Source organism: Chitinophaga sp. 01L420 (genome assembly GCF_056399985.1).
Window position 1 is genome coordinate 287,687 of the sequence record NZ_JBFTSK010000003.1, and the last position, 15,012, is coordinate 302,698.

General features: G+C 40.3%; 13 protein-coding genes. 10 read left to right on the forward strand and 3 right to left on the reverse strand.

Going from position 1 to position 15,012, the window contains the following annotated elements; translation table 11 throughout:
* Window positions 1–4 precede the first annotated feature (4 nt).
* Window positions 5–925, reverse strand: a complete 921-nt coding sequence (locus tag AC1DP6_RS05155) for a bestrophin family protein (protein ID WP_477053868.1) — start codon at window positions 923–925, stop codon at window positions 5–7.
* Between the two features lie 253 nt (window positions 926–1,178).
* Here AC1DP6_RS05155 and AC1DP6_RS05160 point away from each other — a divergent pair, with 253 nt between their 5' ends.
* Entirely contained in the window at window positions 1,179–2,003 is an 825-nt protein-coding gene (locus AC1DP6_RS05160) for a VanW family protein (protein ID WP_477053869.1), read from the forward strand.
* A 68-nt stretch (window positions 2,004–2,071) separates the two neighbouring features.
* Here the strand turns inward: AC1DP6_RS05160 and AC1DP6_RS05165 are convergent, their stop codons facing one another.
* On the reverse strand, window positions 2,072–3,085 hold the full coding sequence (locus tag AC1DP6_RS05165; protein WP_477053870.1) for an XAC2610-related protein: 1,014 nt from the start codon (window positions 3,083–3,085) through the stop codon (window positions 2,072–2,074).
* A 1,013-nt stretch (window positions 3,086–4,098) separates the two neighbouring features.
* Between AC1DP6_RS05165 and AC1DP6_RS05170 the strand changes: the two genes are divergently transcribed.
* Together AC1DP6_RS05170 and AC1DP6_RS05175 are read left to right on the forward strand one after the other, a co-directional pair.
* Window positions 4,099–7,332, forward strand: a complete 3,234-nt coding sequence (locus AC1DP6_RS05170; protein WP_477053871.1) for a SusC/RagA family TonB-linked outer membrane protein — start codon at window positions 4,099–4,101, stop codon at window positions 7,330–7,332.
* A 12-nt stretch (window positions 7,333–7,344) separates the two neighbouring features.
* A complete protein-coding gene (locus AC1DP6_RS05175; protein ID WP_477053872.1) occupies window positions 7,345–8,778 on the forward strand; it encodes a SusD/RagB family nutrient-binding outer membrane lipoprotein in 1,434 nt (477 codons plus the stop codon).
* Window positions 8,779–8,862: 84 nt separating this feature from the next.
* Here the strand turns inward: AC1DP6_RS05175 and AC1DP6_RS05180 are convergent, their stop codons facing one another.
* Entirely contained in the window at window positions 8,863–9,705 is an 843-nt protein-coding gene (locus AC1DP6_RS05180) for an oxidoreductase (protein WP_477053873.1), read from the reverse strand.
* Window positions 9,706–10,457: 752 nt separating this feature from the next.
* Between AC1DP6_RS05180 and AC1DP6_RS05185 the strand changes: the two genes are divergently transcribed.
* From AC1DP6_RS05185 to AC1DP6_RS05215, 7 genes are all read left to right on the forward strand, one after another.
* Window positions 10,458–10,961, forward strand: a complete 504-nt coding sequence (locus AC1DP6_RS05185; protein WP_477053874.1) for a hypothetical protein — start codon at window positions 10,458–10,460, stop codon at window positions 10,959–10,961.
* A gap of 164 nt (window positions 10,962–11,125) precedes the next feature.
* On the forward strand, window positions 11,126–11,530 hold the full coding sequence (locus tag AC1DP6_RS05190) for an RHS repeat domain-containing protein (RefSeq protein WP_477053875.1): 405 nt from the start codon (window positions 11,126–11,128) through the stop codon (window positions 11,528–11,530).
* Window positions 11,531–11,820: 290 nt separating this feature from the next.
* Window positions 11,821–12,183, forward strand: coding sequence for a hypothetical protein (locus tag AC1DP6_RS05195; protein WP_477053876.1), 363 nt, complete (start codon window positions 11,821–11,823; stop codon window positions 12,181–12,183).
* 379 nt (window positions 12,184–12,562) lie between these two features.
* Complete coding sequence (locus AC1DP6_RS05200) at window positions 12,563–12,907, forward strand: hypothetical protein (protein ID WP_477053877.1); 345 nt, start codon at window positions 12,563–12,565, stop codon at window positions 12,905–12,907.
* An 825-nt stretch (window positions 12,908–13,732) separates the two neighbouring features.
* Window positions 13,733–14,035: a hypothetical protein gene (locus tag AC1DP6_RS05205; protein WP_477053878.1), complete on the forward strand. Its 303-nt coding sequence runs from the start codon at window positions 13,733–13,735 to the stop codon at window positions 14,033–14,035.
* Window positions 14,036–14,474: 439 nt separating this feature from the next.
* Complete coding sequence (locus tag AC1DP6_RS05210) at window positions 14,475–14,732, forward strand: hypothetical protein (RefSeq protein ID WP_477053879.1); 258 nt, start codon at window positions 14,475–14,477, stop codon at window positions 14,730–14,732.
* 22 nt (window positions 14,733–14,754) lie between these two features.
* Window positions 14,755–14,937, forward strand: a complete 183-nt coding sequence (locus tag AC1DP6_RS05215; RefSeq protein WP_477053880.1) for a hypothetical protein — start codon at window positions 14,755–14,757, stop codon at window positions 14,935–14,937.
* Window positions 14,938–15,012 lie beyond the last annotated feature (75 nt).

The window sequence follows — 15,012 nt, forward strand, 5'->3', positions numbered from 1 at the left end:
TCCTTTAGTGGATGATTTGTTGCTGGTCAGATTCCTTAGATGCTGCTATGGTGATATTGATTAATTCAAATATGGTGCGGTCAATCATCTCGCACATATTATCAAGCGCGAGATCATTGGTTTCCATACCAAAGGGTTCTTCAATTTCATCAGCAATGGCTTCAAACGCAACAAATGTGTACGCAATGAACGACACAATAAATGGTGTGAACCATCCCAGGCTGTCTACAAATCCAAATGGTAACAAGAAGCAGTAAATATAAATAGTGCGGTGCAGTAGTACGCTATAGCTATACGGAATGGGGGTGGACATAATTCTTTCACAGCCGCCCGCTACCTCTTCCAGTTTATCGATATTTTCATCAAAACGGGCTTGCTGGATAGAATCAATTCTATTTTCCATCCTTGCTTTTTGCACCCATTCTGCCAGCAGTTTCGTGATGATAATGTATTTGAACTGTGTATCGGCTACTAATTTAAATTGTTTTTCATTAAGCCGCTTTTCTAAATCCGGCCGGGCATCTGTTCCTCTCAGATGATGTTTCAGCGCATAATTGAATGCACTGAGCAGTTGTACAAATTCTACAGTGGAGCCCTCCTCAGAGGTGGAATTTACCAGGGTTAAAGCTTGCCGGGTTAAAGATCGTGTGATATTTAGTAACGCTCCCCAAAGCTTACGTCCTTCCCAAAAACGCTCGTAGCTGGCATTGTTACGAAAGCCAAGAAATAGTGCCAGCACGAATCCAAACAGGGTGAATGGCGCGGGATTCAGCGGGACCTTAAAGGAGAAAATAGTTCCATGGAGATATACTATCATGAATGATAATATAAATAATAGTATTAAACGAGGTAGTAATCGCGGTAATACGGAGCCGTTCCATATAAAAAGCATTCTGAACCAGTGCTCTCTTTTCCTTCTGATCATACAATTAACTCCTGGATTTTATAGTACAATAGTACTGCTTTTATCATCGATTTGGACGAAGATGGGGCATTCAGCCCGTATATTACCTTCTTTGTTGACGGGGGGCTCATTTTCAGGAAAGATAGTTTTGCAACACAGTCGTATATTGCAGGCCGGGTGACAGTACCATGGTTGTAAAAATGGAGACCCTGTTTGAAGCCCGGCAATATGAGCGATTATTGAAGATGAACTTTTAAAGCAATTCAGCACCCTTATGAAAGAAAGAAAACTCCTTAGCCAAAGACATCCCATCTTATATTTTTTAGCGGTGTGGGCCAGAAGGGTAAGGCGTTATGCAGACTGGTATTTTGACAATAAAGCGTATGTGGGAGAGTATAGCAGGGAGAAATTACCATATAGAGTGAAAAAACATCAATCTGTTTTATTGAAAAAGCTTGGCGATAGTGACCGGCAATTACAAATAAATAAGGTCACTAACTTAAATATTGCTACCAGGAAAATTGATGGCATCATCATCAGGCCAGGCCAAACGTTTTCATTTTGTAAACTTGTTGGCCGGCCCACCAAAAGAAAAGGCTACTTACCGGGAATGGAGCTATCATTTGGAGAAGCAAGGGCTGGAATTGGCGGCGGTATTTGCCAGATTTCAAATTTAATTCACTGGCTGGTGATTCATAGTCCATTAACGGTTACCGAAAGGTATCATCATTCATTTGATCCATTTCCAGACGATGGGAGGGTGCTGCCCTTCGGAAGCGGAGCGACCGTATTTTATAATTACCGTGACTATCAGTTTACGAACAATACCGAACACACTTTTCAGATCAACCTTTGGTTTACCGACAAATGCCTGGAGGGTGAGCTTCGCATGGATACTGAACTGGATTATGCTTATCATGTTACAGAGAAAGACCACCAGTTTTTAAAGATTGAGGGACAGTTTTACCGGAAGAACGAAATTTGGAGAGATAAGAAATTAAAATTTAAAGGTGGTGAAATTGTGAAAACAGAACTTCTTACAAAAAACTTCGCCAGGGTAACCTATACGCCCCCAAACTATACAGATGAAAAAAAGTAACCTATAGCTATCCATCTGTACATCGGCATTGATTTAACGACTCAAATTTGAAGAATACTTTAATTTTCTTATGGCATGATTACATTACTAAAGCCCATAGTAGTGTATTTATATAAACTTCCTTTTCGCGTTTCCATCTCTCCCGCCCAATGATAGGTTTTGCCACCGGTGGTAATGTCGATGCCAATGTTGCCAGCAGTTTCATATACCGTATAGGTGGCATTTTTATTACGGAATACGATACGCCTTCTTTCCTGTGGATAAAAGGTAAAGCTGCCAACCGGATCGGCTGTAAGATCCGGGAAGCTAAATTCAACCGTGCCGTCTTTGCGCAGCAGGGCATAGTACAGCTGCTGCTCACTTGAAAACAACAATACCCGCTTTCCATTTTCAGGAACAATAAAGGAGAAAATAGTGTCAATTCCTTCTGTATATAATTGAACCATTTTTTTTGTAATCATGGTCTTGCCATTCCAGGTTTGCTCTGTAATTGCTATCAGAGGAGAAGCACCGATGGCATTTTCGGTAATGATTTTAATGGCCCGGGGTTTATTGTTAATCACCTTAAACTGCGAAAACTCATGCCAGCAGCAACCGTCTTTGGTAGAGACGGAGATTGTTTTGGTTTTATTGTCTACTCCAAACAAACCACAATAGTCCTGTGCGAGCCGGGTAAAATCACTATTAAACACAAAGCCTTTGTCTGTGGCCAAATAGACCTGGAACGATGGTCCGTGATAACAACTGTTTTGTCCATCTTCGATGGCGAGGTCCTTTTTGCCATCGAAATTAAAATCCTCATGTATAATGAGGCGTTGTTCACCATAAGGTAAAGACATGTTGGGGGAAATCACTTTTCCTTCAGGAAGCAACAATGCCAGTTCGTCGGATGTTATCTTAATGATTTCTTTATGGCTACGGCGCTCGTAAATGGCCACCCATCCGGGGCTGAACACCGCCGATGCGTCATCAATCGAAATTTTACCATAGAAGTCTTTTGATAAATCATCAACGGTAAAGATGTTTTGAGCAAATGTGTGCTGTGTTACCAGCAACAGCAAAAACGTGCGCAGGAATTTCATATCTGTCTTTTAAAAAGCGTACCGATTCGTTATTTATCTTTTACATGCTCTGATCAGCCCGATCCTCAATAACCTGCATAATACACATAAGTGGGAAGAAAACTTATCTTATATACAAAAATATGCGGTATATGTTCTTATAATATCTCTGAACCCGAGGGCGTTGATGCGATAGGGAGATAGCGTCTGTTATAAAGTAGCATGAAAATGGTTTGTAATAAAAGATATCTGCATGAGTGGATGTTATCTTCTTAAAGTTAATATCTGCAAACTAGTAATCAATTTTGACGTATAACAGTTGAAGTATTCACGGTATATTTGGTATACAACAAATTAGCACGTAGCTATTGTGCAGATGAGAAGAAATGTAACCTTCGTTATGAAGTCATCCGTGCTATATCAAACCATTTCAGCCAAAGTAAGCCACCTTTTTCTCTATCCTGCAGGCAACAAGAAAAATAGACTTACCTGTTTATGCGATTTCCATTTCTGATGACTGCTACCTTACAGTCAACGGGTATTCTATGACATTTTTTAAAATCATTTTATGATAGGTTTATCCGGAAAGATAACAGGGTTATTGTGTTCTATAACAAAATAACATTGTACCGTTATAGGCCAGCCCTCGGAAAATCCGGATGGAGATGATCCATTTAACGATTCGACAGCAAACGTATTTGTGAAACGTGGCTCTGCGCCATTTAAACAACCATTACAGTACCTGCCAACACTCAGGCAGCGGTAACGTGTGCGCGCGAATAGGATACGAAAAACGGATATCCCTGCGGGCATGTGCTACGAATTCAAAAAGTACATACAGCACCCCATTTTTACCGGTAACTCATCTGTCAGGATTGTTATCCGGATGAGATGTTATTGGCGCTATCCAGGGACGGAAACACGTTCCCGTTCAGATAGTTTGATATTAGAAATACCACGGACTTAAAATGTATAAGCGATCGCCTCAACAGTGAGGAGACCTTTTTAAAAACCAAAACAAAAATACGACACGTATGAAAAAGGTTATGTATTGTATTGCAATACTTCTAATGAGTACCACCCTGGTGTATGCACAGCAGCACCAGGTCTCGGGAAAAGTTACAGGAGAAGACGGGGCTCCGGTTTCCTTCGCCACTATCAGGATAAAAAATAATACTGCTGGTGTACTGGCAGACAACGATGGCAGGTTTTCCATCATTGTGCCGGGTAACGATGCCGTATTGCAAGTGCATAGTATTGGCTACCAGCCACGTGAAATTGTGGTAGGCAGTATGCTCAACATAGCTATTACGCTACTTGCCGACTCCAAAAATCTGGGAGAGCTCGTAGTGACTGCGATGAATGTGAAAAGGAAGAAAAATGAACTGGCTTATTCTGCTCAGGTAGTGAGCGGTGAAGAACTGAACCGGGCAAGAACCAGCAATATTGTCAACTCTCTCTCCGGAAAAGTTGCAGGACTCCAGGTGAGTCAGAATAACACCATGGGAGGCTCTTCCAACATTGTGCTGAGAGGTAGCAAATCCATTTCCTTCAACAACCAGGCGCTGTTTGTAATTGATGGGGTGCCGGTAGATAATTCAAACAAGAATTCAGGTTCGCAGGTACTGGGCCGTGGTGGATACGATTATGGCAACGCCGCCGCCGATATTAACCAGGACGATGTGGAGTCGGTAAACGTGCTTAAAGGCGCTGCTGCAACAGCGCTGTATGGTTCACGTGCAGCCAATGGCGTTATTATGATCACCACCAAAAAAGGACGGAAAGGTTTGGGGATTACTATAAATACAGGCGTCACCTTTGGTGCTGTTGACAAAAGTACCTTACCCGTTTATCAGAAACAATTCGGGGAAGGGTATTATGATCCTCAGAGTGTTGTTTACGGTTCTCCTGATGGATATTTTTTTTATGAAGATGTAAATGGGGATGGTATAAAAGACCTGATATCACCGATGACAGAAGATGCTTCTTATGGTGCCCCCTATAATGCATCTTTAATGGTATATGACTGGCGGTCTTTTTACAAGGGTTCTCCTACCTATGGCAAACCGCAACCCTTTGTTGCCCCGGAACATGACCCTAATAGTTTTTATGAAAACCCTCTTACTACTAACAACAGCATCTTAATAGATGGTGGAGGAGATAATGGTTATTTCAAACTGGGATATACCAAAACATCTGAAAAGGGCATACTGCCCAACAGCAAGCTGGGTAAGGATATGGTGAACTTTGGTGCATCATATAAAATTTCTGACCGGCTGACCGCTTCCGGCAGTATCAATTACACTTTTACCAATGGGAAGGGAAGATATGGTACCGGCTATGATCCCAATAACATTATGCGCAGCTTCCGGCAGTTTTATGCGCTGAATGTGGATATGATGGATCTGAAAGCAGCTTATTTCAATACAGGTAAAAATACTACCTGGAACAGGAAAAGCATCACCGATCCCAGTCCCTTATATGAGAACAATCCCTATTGGACACGTTATAAAAATTTTGAAACGGATGAACGTTACCGCTATTTTGGTAATGCCGCTTTGAATTATAAAGTTACCAGCTGGCTCGATGTTTTGGGACGTATTTCACTGGACTCCTACAGTGAAATGCAGGACGAAAGAGTGGCTGTTGGCAGCAAGGGTGTTTCTTCCTATAGCCGCTTCAACCGCATGTTTAGTGAGTATAACTACGACCTCCTGTTAAGCGCAAATAAGAATATTACCAAGGATCTCAATGTTAAAGGATTGTTGGGTAGTAATATCCGCAGAACCAAGATAAGCTCTATTTATGCGGTGACTAACGGAGGACTGTCTGCACCGGATTTGTATACGCTCGACAATTCCAAAAACCCGATACAGGCTCCCACAGAGCTTTTAAGTGAAACACAGGTAGATGGTATTTTTGCTGGTGTTAACCTGGGATTTAAAGAAATGTTGTTTCTGGATGCGACTGTACGCAGGGACCGGTCTTCCACCTTACCGGCGAATAATAATACTTATTACTATCCTTCTGTATCTGGTGGCTTTGTATTTTCACAACTACTTAAAAATATACCCTGGCTGAGTCTGGGTAAAATAAGATTAAATTATGCGGAGGTAGGCAGCGATGCCCCGCCTTTAAATGTGCTTACCACCTACGATAAGCCTACTCCTTTTGGCAATGCGCTGCTGTTCTCTGTTGCCGGCAGGCTTAATAATCCTGATCTGCAACCAGAACGGACAAAGAGTGCAGAAGGCGGGCTTGAACTGTCATTTTTCCGCAATCGCCTCGGCTTCGATATCACCTATTATAAAACCAATACTGTAAATCAGATCCTCGCCACTCCGGTATCAACTGCTGCAGGTTATACCAGTAAAGTAGTGAATGCCGGTAACGTGGAAAATAAAGGCATAGAGGTTAGTGTAAACGCGACTCCCATCAAAACCCGCGATTTTTCCTGGACGGTAAACCTCAACTGGGCACGTAACCGGAATAAAGTGCTTTCGTTGCCAGCCGGGATAGACAATGTATTGCTGGGTGGTGGTACCTACCAGAGCGGTATTTCCCTCAACGCCTCTTTAAACGAGCCATATGGTGTTATCAGGGGAACTGACTTTGTTATTGATCCTGCAAGCGGACAACGTGTAGTGGGAGATAACGGCTATTATAAAACAGGTGGTAATGGCGTTATTGGTAATCCTAATCCTGACTGGATTGGTGGTATTACCAATAGCTTTAAATATAAAGATATCAGTCTGAGCTTCCTCGTGGATATGCGCCAGGGCGGCCAGTTATTCTCGCTGGATATGTTTTATGGTACCGGTGCCGGCTTATATCCCAATACAACGGGGCTGAATGAACTGGGTAAATCTGTACGTGATACAGGACCTGATGGTGGTGTTATTTACCAGGGTGTTACAGTAGATGCCGATGGTAAAAGTAAACCTAATACGAAAAGAGTGCCTTACACAGGGCAGCGAGGATTGGGTAATAATTCAAGTCCGCATTCAGAATTTATATATGATGCCAGCTATATTAAACTGAGAGAAGTAGCCATTAATTATTCTTTACCGGAAACATTGGTATCAAAAACACACCTGTTTAAAGGAGTTGATGTGGCACTCATCGCCCGCAATCTGTGGATTATTCACAAAAATCTTCCTTATGCCGATCCTGAAGATAATTTAGGAGCAGGCAACCTGCAAGGCTTTATGGGCGGCAGCTATCCTACTTCCCGGACATTTGGTTTTAACCTGAAGTTTAGATTCTAAAAAATTAACAACATGAAGAAAGCAACCATATTTTTTGGGTTATGTACAATAGTGCTGTTGTCCTGTACCAAAACAGATCTCAACACACCCACCAAAGGCGCAGCTATAGCACCGGGTGCCGCCCTGGTTACCGCTGCACAAAAGAGTCTTGTAGATGCGATGACCAACAGTAGTGTATTCAACAATGTATTTCGTTTGATGGCGCAATACTGGGCACAAACCACCTATCCAACGGAGAGCCAGTACAAGCTACAGGAAAGAAAGGTGCCGGATACATTCTGGGATCCTATGTACCGCGATGTGTTGAAAGATCTTGAAGAAGCTAAAATGCTGATTCCGGGAGAAATAAATCCGGATAAGGTACAAGTCAGCAATCAGCTGCTGATCATCGATATGTTACAGGTGTATACTTATTCTATATTGGTGAGCACTTTTGGTGACATCCCGTATACACAGGCATTGAAGAACAGCAACATGTTACCTTCTTACGACAAGCAGGAGGTTATTTTTGCTGATTTACTGAAAAGACTGGATGCAGACATCAGCGGGCTGGATGCCAAAGGAGCAGGCTTTGATAATAATAATGATATTATTTATAACGGATCGGTATCTGCCTGGATTAAATTTGGCAACAGTCTTAAATTAAGGCTTGGATTGCAGTTGGCAGATGTTGACCAGACAAAAGCCAAAACAATAATAGAATCTGCTGCTGCAGACAAAGGCGGATTAATATTAGCTGCCGCAGATAACGCCCGGTTAAAATACATGGTGGCCCCTCCGAACAATAATCCTGTATGGGCGGATGTTGTTCAGGGCGGACGCACTGATTGGGTACCTGCCAATACGATCGTTGACATTATGAATAATTTGCAGGATCCGAGAAGAAAAGCATTTTTTACCCTGAAAGACGCCGGCTACCTTGGTGGCGTATATGGTTCCGCTAATACGTATGGCGCCTACTCACATTTTAACCCGGCTACTACCGCCGCTGATTTTGAAGCACTTTTATTTGATAACAGTGAAACGGAGTTTTTACTGGCGGAAGCAAAAGAAAGAGGATTTAATGTGCCTGGCACAGCTATCACGCATTATAATAATGGGGTGAAGGCCTCTCTTGCTTATTGGGGATGTACGGACGCAGAATATAACTCCTATATCAACCAGGCGAATGTTGCCTATGATAAGGCGCCCGGTGATTATAAAAAGAAGATAGGAACACAGCAATACCTGGCATTTTATAACCGCGGAGTAGAAGGCTGGCTGGCGTGGCGGAGATATGATTATCCTGTTTTCAATGTTCCTGTAGACCTTACCTACAATGATATTCCCAGGCGTTATATCTACCCGATTGCAGAGAAAAATTTGAATGCGGGTAACTATGCCGCAGCATCTGCCAGTATTGGTGGAGATAAATTAACAACCAGGCTTTTCTGGGATAAATTCTGATATCTGTTAAAAAAAAGAGAAAAAGCGATATGTCGCTTTTTCTCTTTTTTGTACTGTCATAGAGATGTTCCCGTCATCTGCTATTTAAGGATTTAATTTCGTATCCGCCGCCAGCTGCTCCCACTCGGCCAGATCTTTTAAAAGGTTTTCGCTGTGTTGTTTAATGGCAACAACCGCATCTTCACCTAATTGTAATCTCAGTGGTGTGTTGGGCGCAGACAGGGCTTTGTCGATAGCCGCAGCTGCTTTTGCTGGGTCTCCTTCCTGTGTGCCATGCATCGTTTTGGCGAAATTTCTTGTGGGGCCAACGGTACTTTCGTAAGCCGCTATTTCCGGCATGTGTTTCATGGCTGCACCCGCCAGTTCTGTTTTGAATTGACCCGGCTCTACAATCATTACTTTAATTCCCAGGGGAGCCATCTCACCTGCCAACGCTTCAGAGAGGCCTTCCAGCGCAAATTTAGAGGCAGAATAAGCCGCAAATCCGGGAAAGGATAGTTGTCCGCCCATACTGCTGATGTTAACGATGGCACCTGATTGTTGCTGTCTGAATAAGGGCAGCAGGGCGTTGGTTACACTTACCGCACCAAAAAAGTTGGTGTCCATCAGTGCACGCAACTCTGCTTCCGGTGTTTCTTCTACGGCGCCTACAATGCTATAGCCGGCGTTGTTGATGAGTACATCCACACGACCAAAACGAGCGATGACCGCTTTTACGGCGGCCGCTATTTCGTCGTTGTTGTTAACATCCATCTTGATTGCTTCTACCTGATCAGGGGCCAGCATTTTGATGCTTTCCAGTTTATCCAGACGCCTTGCGGTAACTACTACCTGGTAGCCCTGTTGAATGGCGTATTCTGCAAATGATTTTCCAAAGCCGCCAGATGCGCCCGTGATGAACCATACTTTTTTAACGTTGTTTTCCATAATGATAATAATGCTGATTTTAATCGGAGTTTGTCGTGTGATAGTTGGTTGTAAAAATAATATATTTTATCAGGAATTGAAATACATGAATATTCGCGGATAGCAGGAATGGGTATCTGGATAGAATCGGTGACTGCAAGTGTCTCAATAGATTTTTTTGGACAGCGCAACGCAATGACTTATTGAGGTTTTGTTTGAGGAAATGATAAATGCAGCATGTTACGCGCGTAGTCCATTTGTTTAGACTTATCTCAAATGTCAAATAAGCGGTTAACGATAGCTATGGTATCTACATAAAGAGATGGCGTCGATAGCGTAAAATTGAGCGTTAATGAATTAAATTTAACAATAGCATTGAAATGCGAAAAAAATATCCATATCTTTAAAACCAATAATCCCTGATAGAATCTATACCAAGTTTTCTTGTCGTGATCATGTGTTAGTCTTCATATGTGCTTGTTCTGCCAGATAATTGTTAAACAATATTTTGTTTTTATGGAAGGTTTTTAGAAGTCGAACCTTTCGTTTTTACGGCCGGGATCCGGTTCGTGCAACCTCAATCTATAATTTATGTTTTCCCTGTTTATGTCGGTTTTATCGACCAGGGGCCTTAAAATGCTGTGCTCAGTACAAGATAAATTTTTGACAATGAAAAGAATTATTTGCGCTATTGTTGTCTGCGCTTTTTTTAGCACGGCCATCATTAACGTAACAGTGGACAGAAATCCTCAAACGCAAAGCCTACAGTAATTATGAGAAAAAAACTAATAGTAACATTATTGCTATGCCTGGTTTCTTTAATTTCCTGCAATAGAATTTTCTTAGCTAAGAAATCGAGGGTGCTTTATTTCAAAGATGGTTATATATTTGAGCAGAGCAATCAGATGTTATTTATCCCAATGAATGCTGGTAACGATTTTATTAGTCAGGTTATTGGTAGTAGTGCTTATAAGATAGGGCAGTACTGTGATTATAATGGAGCTAAATATGTTGTAGGCGATAGCTTAACTGTAAATATGCATTACCATGACGGTAGTATCAATCAGGAAGTTGTGGTGGAAGAGAAAATATATATCGTTCGCGTAAGACTTACTTATTCTTTGCCGTATAATAACCTATCTCAGCAGAAAGTTATAACTAAATTTGATTACAAGAAGAAAAATTATATGCTTACAACATATAGTTCGTTTGATGGAGATATATATCGTATTAATGCTTTAGATTCTACCGGAAAAATTACAGGGTTTGCAATGTAATATATTTTTCTTGTTCGTTATTGGAAGAGAAACAATATTATCCGTTTGGATTGACGATAGCGGGGATTAGTTTCAACGCGTTGAAGGGGACGAATTATCCGAAGAATCGGTTGAAGTATAATGGGAAAGAATTGTAGAGTAAGGAGTTTGGAGATGGAAGTGGGTTGGAGCTATATGACTATGGGGCGAGGATGCAGGATCCCCAAAAGGGGCGTTGGTGGGTAATAGATCCACTAAGTAAAAAAGGACGTCGGTGGAGTCCTTATGTTTATGCGTTTGATAATCCGATTAGATTTATAGATCCTGATGGCATGTGGCCAGACTGGTCGCCTAATTGGAACCTCGTTAAGATGGTGGGCAAAGCTATCGCAGGAGGTGTTGGGGGCCTAGTTATAGGCACTATTGATAATCTTAGTGGAGCAAGTTTTAGAAGTGCAGTAGCTGTTAATATCTCAGATCCCTCAATTGCAACAGGTTGGAATGGTGGATTAGATGTTGTTGATGTTGGAGCTGCGATAGGCGGTAAAGGTGGTCAAATACTTGGGGGGCCATTACAGGAACAGCATTAACCGTGACAGGGGCTAGTGGAGGGCTGGCAGCAGAGGTGAGTGTACCAGTGGCGCTGGGAGGTATGGGGATTTCTGCAATTGGAACAGTGCTAACTGGTAATGGAACTGCTAACTTAGCTTTGCAGAGAGGAAGGGTAAAAACAGAAGTTGATCCAGGTACTCCATCCAATAAAAAAAGGACCCAATGAGAGTCATTTTCATTAGGATGAGGGGAAAGAGCATATTACGGAGCCAAACAGATGGCCGTGGTGGTTAGGTGGTACTGGCAACATTCACTAATAAAGTATTTTATGAATTTTGATGATTGTTATTGGCACGATTCTGTGCTTAAATGTATATCCATTGATCGAAGTAATCCAGGCATTAGCGATATTGTTGAGATGAATATTGAATGGTATGATGAACCAGAATCAAAGATTGTCTTTAAGGAAGTTTATTTATTTAAAGCAACCATGAATTTTGGGATTATTGCCAGAGAGTCAATAGATACAGCTTATATCGCGCCTCCTGATGATGAAGATTTATTGAATTTTTATAAAATATGGAAAGGCTTTTATGATGGAGTTAAATTGAATTGCTATATTATTAGAACCTCGTCTACTGGCAGTGAGATAAAGATACTTGCCGAAAGGGTTGAGATGATACAAATATAGTGTCGTATTTATCTTTTGATTTAAACAGATGTAAATAAGCCGTAGGTATTGCCTACGGCTTATTTACATCTGTTTAAGTTTGACACTTTCCTGATAATAAGCTTCAGATGAACCCAAGCCATTTTAATAATTGGGGAAATTATATTCTTAATAATAAATTACAATCTGGATCGATTATCAATGTAACCGTTGACAGAAATTCACAAACACAATAGCTATTACCATGAATTTTGGAAGAGTTATAAATACATTATTGTTATTTACCTGTTTAATTGCTAATTCATCCTGCAACAAAGTTTTTTTTGTGGACAGGTCTAGTGTTCTACGACAAAAATATGGATACATATTTGAACAAAGGAATCAAATGTTATTTATTCCTATGGACATAAACAAGGACTTCATCAGTCAAATAAACGGAAAGACAGGCTGTCGAATATACCAATACCCTGGCTATGAAGGAGTTAAATATGGTCAAGGAGATAGTGTTCAGGTAGAAATGCATTATTATGATGCTAAGACAAAGAAGGACGTCATTTTTAATGAAAAAGTTTATTTAGTTAGAGCCAAGATCGTTTATACTGACGACAAAAAGAGCCAATCTAGAGACAACGCCGAAATTGAGTTCGATTATGCGGGTAAGACATATTCATTTACTGCATATGCAAATCGCTTTACTCAGATTTATCAAGTGGTTGGAATAGCATCGTTGCTAGATAGGGAATGATCACATCACCCTTATTGAGGAGACGCATTATTATCCGTTTGGGTTGACGATGGCGGGGATTAGTTTCAACACATTGAAGGGGCGAATTACTTTAAGAACACGAAAGAGTATAATGGGATAGAGCATACGATTGATTTAGATATGAATCAGTATGATGCGTTTTATAGGAATCTTGATCCGCAGATAGGTGGAACCAGATAGATCCGAAGGGCCAACAGGAATTTCTTTTAGCCAGGTCAAATTCAGAGACTTTTGGGCCACTCACATCCTTATGGTTTAAATGCGACGGGGCCTTCTCCTGGGGATATCAATGCTTTAGGTCAACTAGGTCATTCAAGTTCTTACTTATTAGAAAGAGGTCAGTTATATAAATTTGGGGGTAAATAAATAGTATATGGCATTAGTTTTTTTAGGGAGCACAAAATGTGATCTTTGTTGGGAAGTGTTGAACGTTGCGGATCAAATAGTTACATTCCCTAATGAAATTCAAAATAAGTTGGACCCACTATATAGTTTTAATGACCAAGTGTATCATCTTACATGCTTAATGAATAGCCTACAATTGAAGGACATCGATTTGTTTCTGAAGCAATATTCTTTATTTAAAAGGACAAGAATTTGTGTTGTATGCAAGCAATTAATAACTAATCCTGATGAATATTTGAATCTGGGTTTTCTAACAACTGATAGCAAAAATCCATTGTTTAATTATAATTTTTTAGAATTCCATAGAGAACACTTTAATCAATGGAGWGAAAAGAGGGAAATGCTAAGCCACTTACGACAGCAGAAGGATAATAAGCTTTGGAGTGGTAATAGTCTGGATTGGATCTTTTAATTAATTTTTTTGAGGAAAGCCTTTTGTTACATACGAAATATAAGGTAAGCCTTACAAGAAAAATGGGAGGGTTACCTTATTTAAGGGAAATTGGAGGAACTACTGAGCAATGGACAGCACCATTCCTCTTTGAAGTTGCACTTAAAAATTATCAGGTGGACTTTTCCAGGTATCTTTTTTTATTCGGGGATATGGATAAAGAAGCAGTCAGCTATACCAAATTCAATAAGAAGCGAAGCATTTGGGATCAAGATGACCGTGATTGGCAATATATAATAAAGGTTGGATAAGGAGATTTATACATCTACATAAAATACAAAAATCCGTCCTATTTAATTATGCAATTTCTTTATAAAACTGTTATTTCTTTTCTGGTTTTTATTTTTTTATGTAAGGTCTATCTCATTTGTATCGGAAGCCTGGGAACAATGTCCAAGAGCTCAATCGTAGAGTTGGGGTTACCACTTTTAATTTTGTTCTTAATAAAGAAAAGAAATAAGATTACATGGACCATGATGGTGATACTTATACTCCTTGGCATTTATGAAGTTTTTCTTATCTTCCCACATTCGAGCTTTTACCCTATGGCATTTGTAATTAATCCCATATTAGAACTACTAACATATTATAAGTGGAGCATTAAAATACAGCATTTTATAATGTATTTTCCTTCAATTATTTTACCAGTTTTGCTTATATTTTTTTTAACCAGGAAAGTTAGGAGATACTATGGTATATAGAAATCTTAGTGGTAACGGTGAAAATGCTGTTTCAAATTATGTATATAATGCTGAAGGTAAAGTTATTTACCAGGTTGATTTTGGAAGACATGGTAAACTTACATCAGGACATGGACACCTGGGGTCTAGTCCCGGAAATATTGACAGTGGCCATTTACCTGAAAATCATGTTCCTTTTAATCTAGTGCCGAAGCCATATCTTACCATTCCTGCCAATGCAAAATATTCGGTTCCTTTAGGTCAATAATCATTAAATAATCGTCACTACAATGATAGCAGAAATAATTAATAAGTATGGTAATTTTGCTGATGCTCTGGTACTCGGATTCTCATTTGAAAGTAATGTTCATTCTGCAAATGGTAAGGGCAAAATTGAAATCATCATTAATTGTATGAATAGTGAGAAGGATTATGAATGGGAAAAAGTTAAATTATATTTGAAGAAGTTTTGAGTTTTCGATTCATTGAAAACAAAAAAGCGTCAAGTATCGTTATTAATGCTGCCTTGATTAGTTGTAAGGATAATG

What these genes read in the sequence shown, in the direction of transcription:
- AC1DP6_RS05155 (WP_477053868.1), bottom strand. Translation starts at nt 925, where the DNA reads ATGATCAGAAGGAAAAGAGAGCACTGGTTCAGAATGCTTTTTATATGG.
- AC1DP6_RS05160 (WP_477053869.1), top strand. Translation starts at nt 1,179, where the DNA reads ATGAAAGAAAGAAAACTCCTTAGCCAAAGACATCCCATCTTATATTTT.
- AC1DP6_RS05165 (WP_477053870.1), bottom strand. Translation starts at nt 3,085, where the DNA reads ATGAAATTCCTGCGCACGTTTTTGCTGTTGCTGGTAACACAGCACACA.
- AC1DP6_RS05170 (WP_477053871.1), top strand. Translation starts at nt 4,099, where the DNA reads ATGAAAAAGGTTATGTATTGTATTGCAATACTTCTAATGAGTACCACC.
- AC1DP6_RS05175 (WP_477053872.1), top strand. Translation starts at nt 7,345, where the DNA reads ATGAAGAAAGCAACCATATTTTTTGGGTTATGTACAATAGTGCTGTTG.
- AC1DP6_RS05180 (WP_477053873.1), bottom strand. Translation starts at nt 9,705, where the DNA reads ATGGAAAACAACGTTAAAAAAGTATGGTTCATCACGGGCGCATCTGGC.
- AC1DP6_RS05185 (WP_477053874.1), top strand. Translation starts at nt 10,458, where the DNA reads ATGAGAAAAAAACTAATAGTAACATTATTGCTATGCCTGGTTTCTTTA.
- AC1DP6_RS05195 (WP_477053876.1), top strand. Translation starts at nt 11,821, where the DNA reads ATGAATTTTGATGATTGTTATTGGCACGATTCTGTGCTTAAATGTATA.
- AC1DP6_RS05200 (WP_477053877.1), top strand. Translation starts at nt 12,563, where the DNA reads ATGGACATAAACAAGGACTTCATCAGTCAAATAAACGGAAAGACAGGC.
- AC1DP6_RS05210 (WP_477053879.1), top strand. Translation starts at nt 14,475, where the DNA reads ATGGTATATAGAAATCTTAGTGGTAACGGTGAAAATGCTGTTTCAAAT.
- AC1DP6_RS05215 (WP_477053880.1), top strand. Translation starts at nt 14,755, where the DNA reads ATGATAGCAGAAATAATTAATAAGTATGGTAATTTTGCTGATGCTCTG.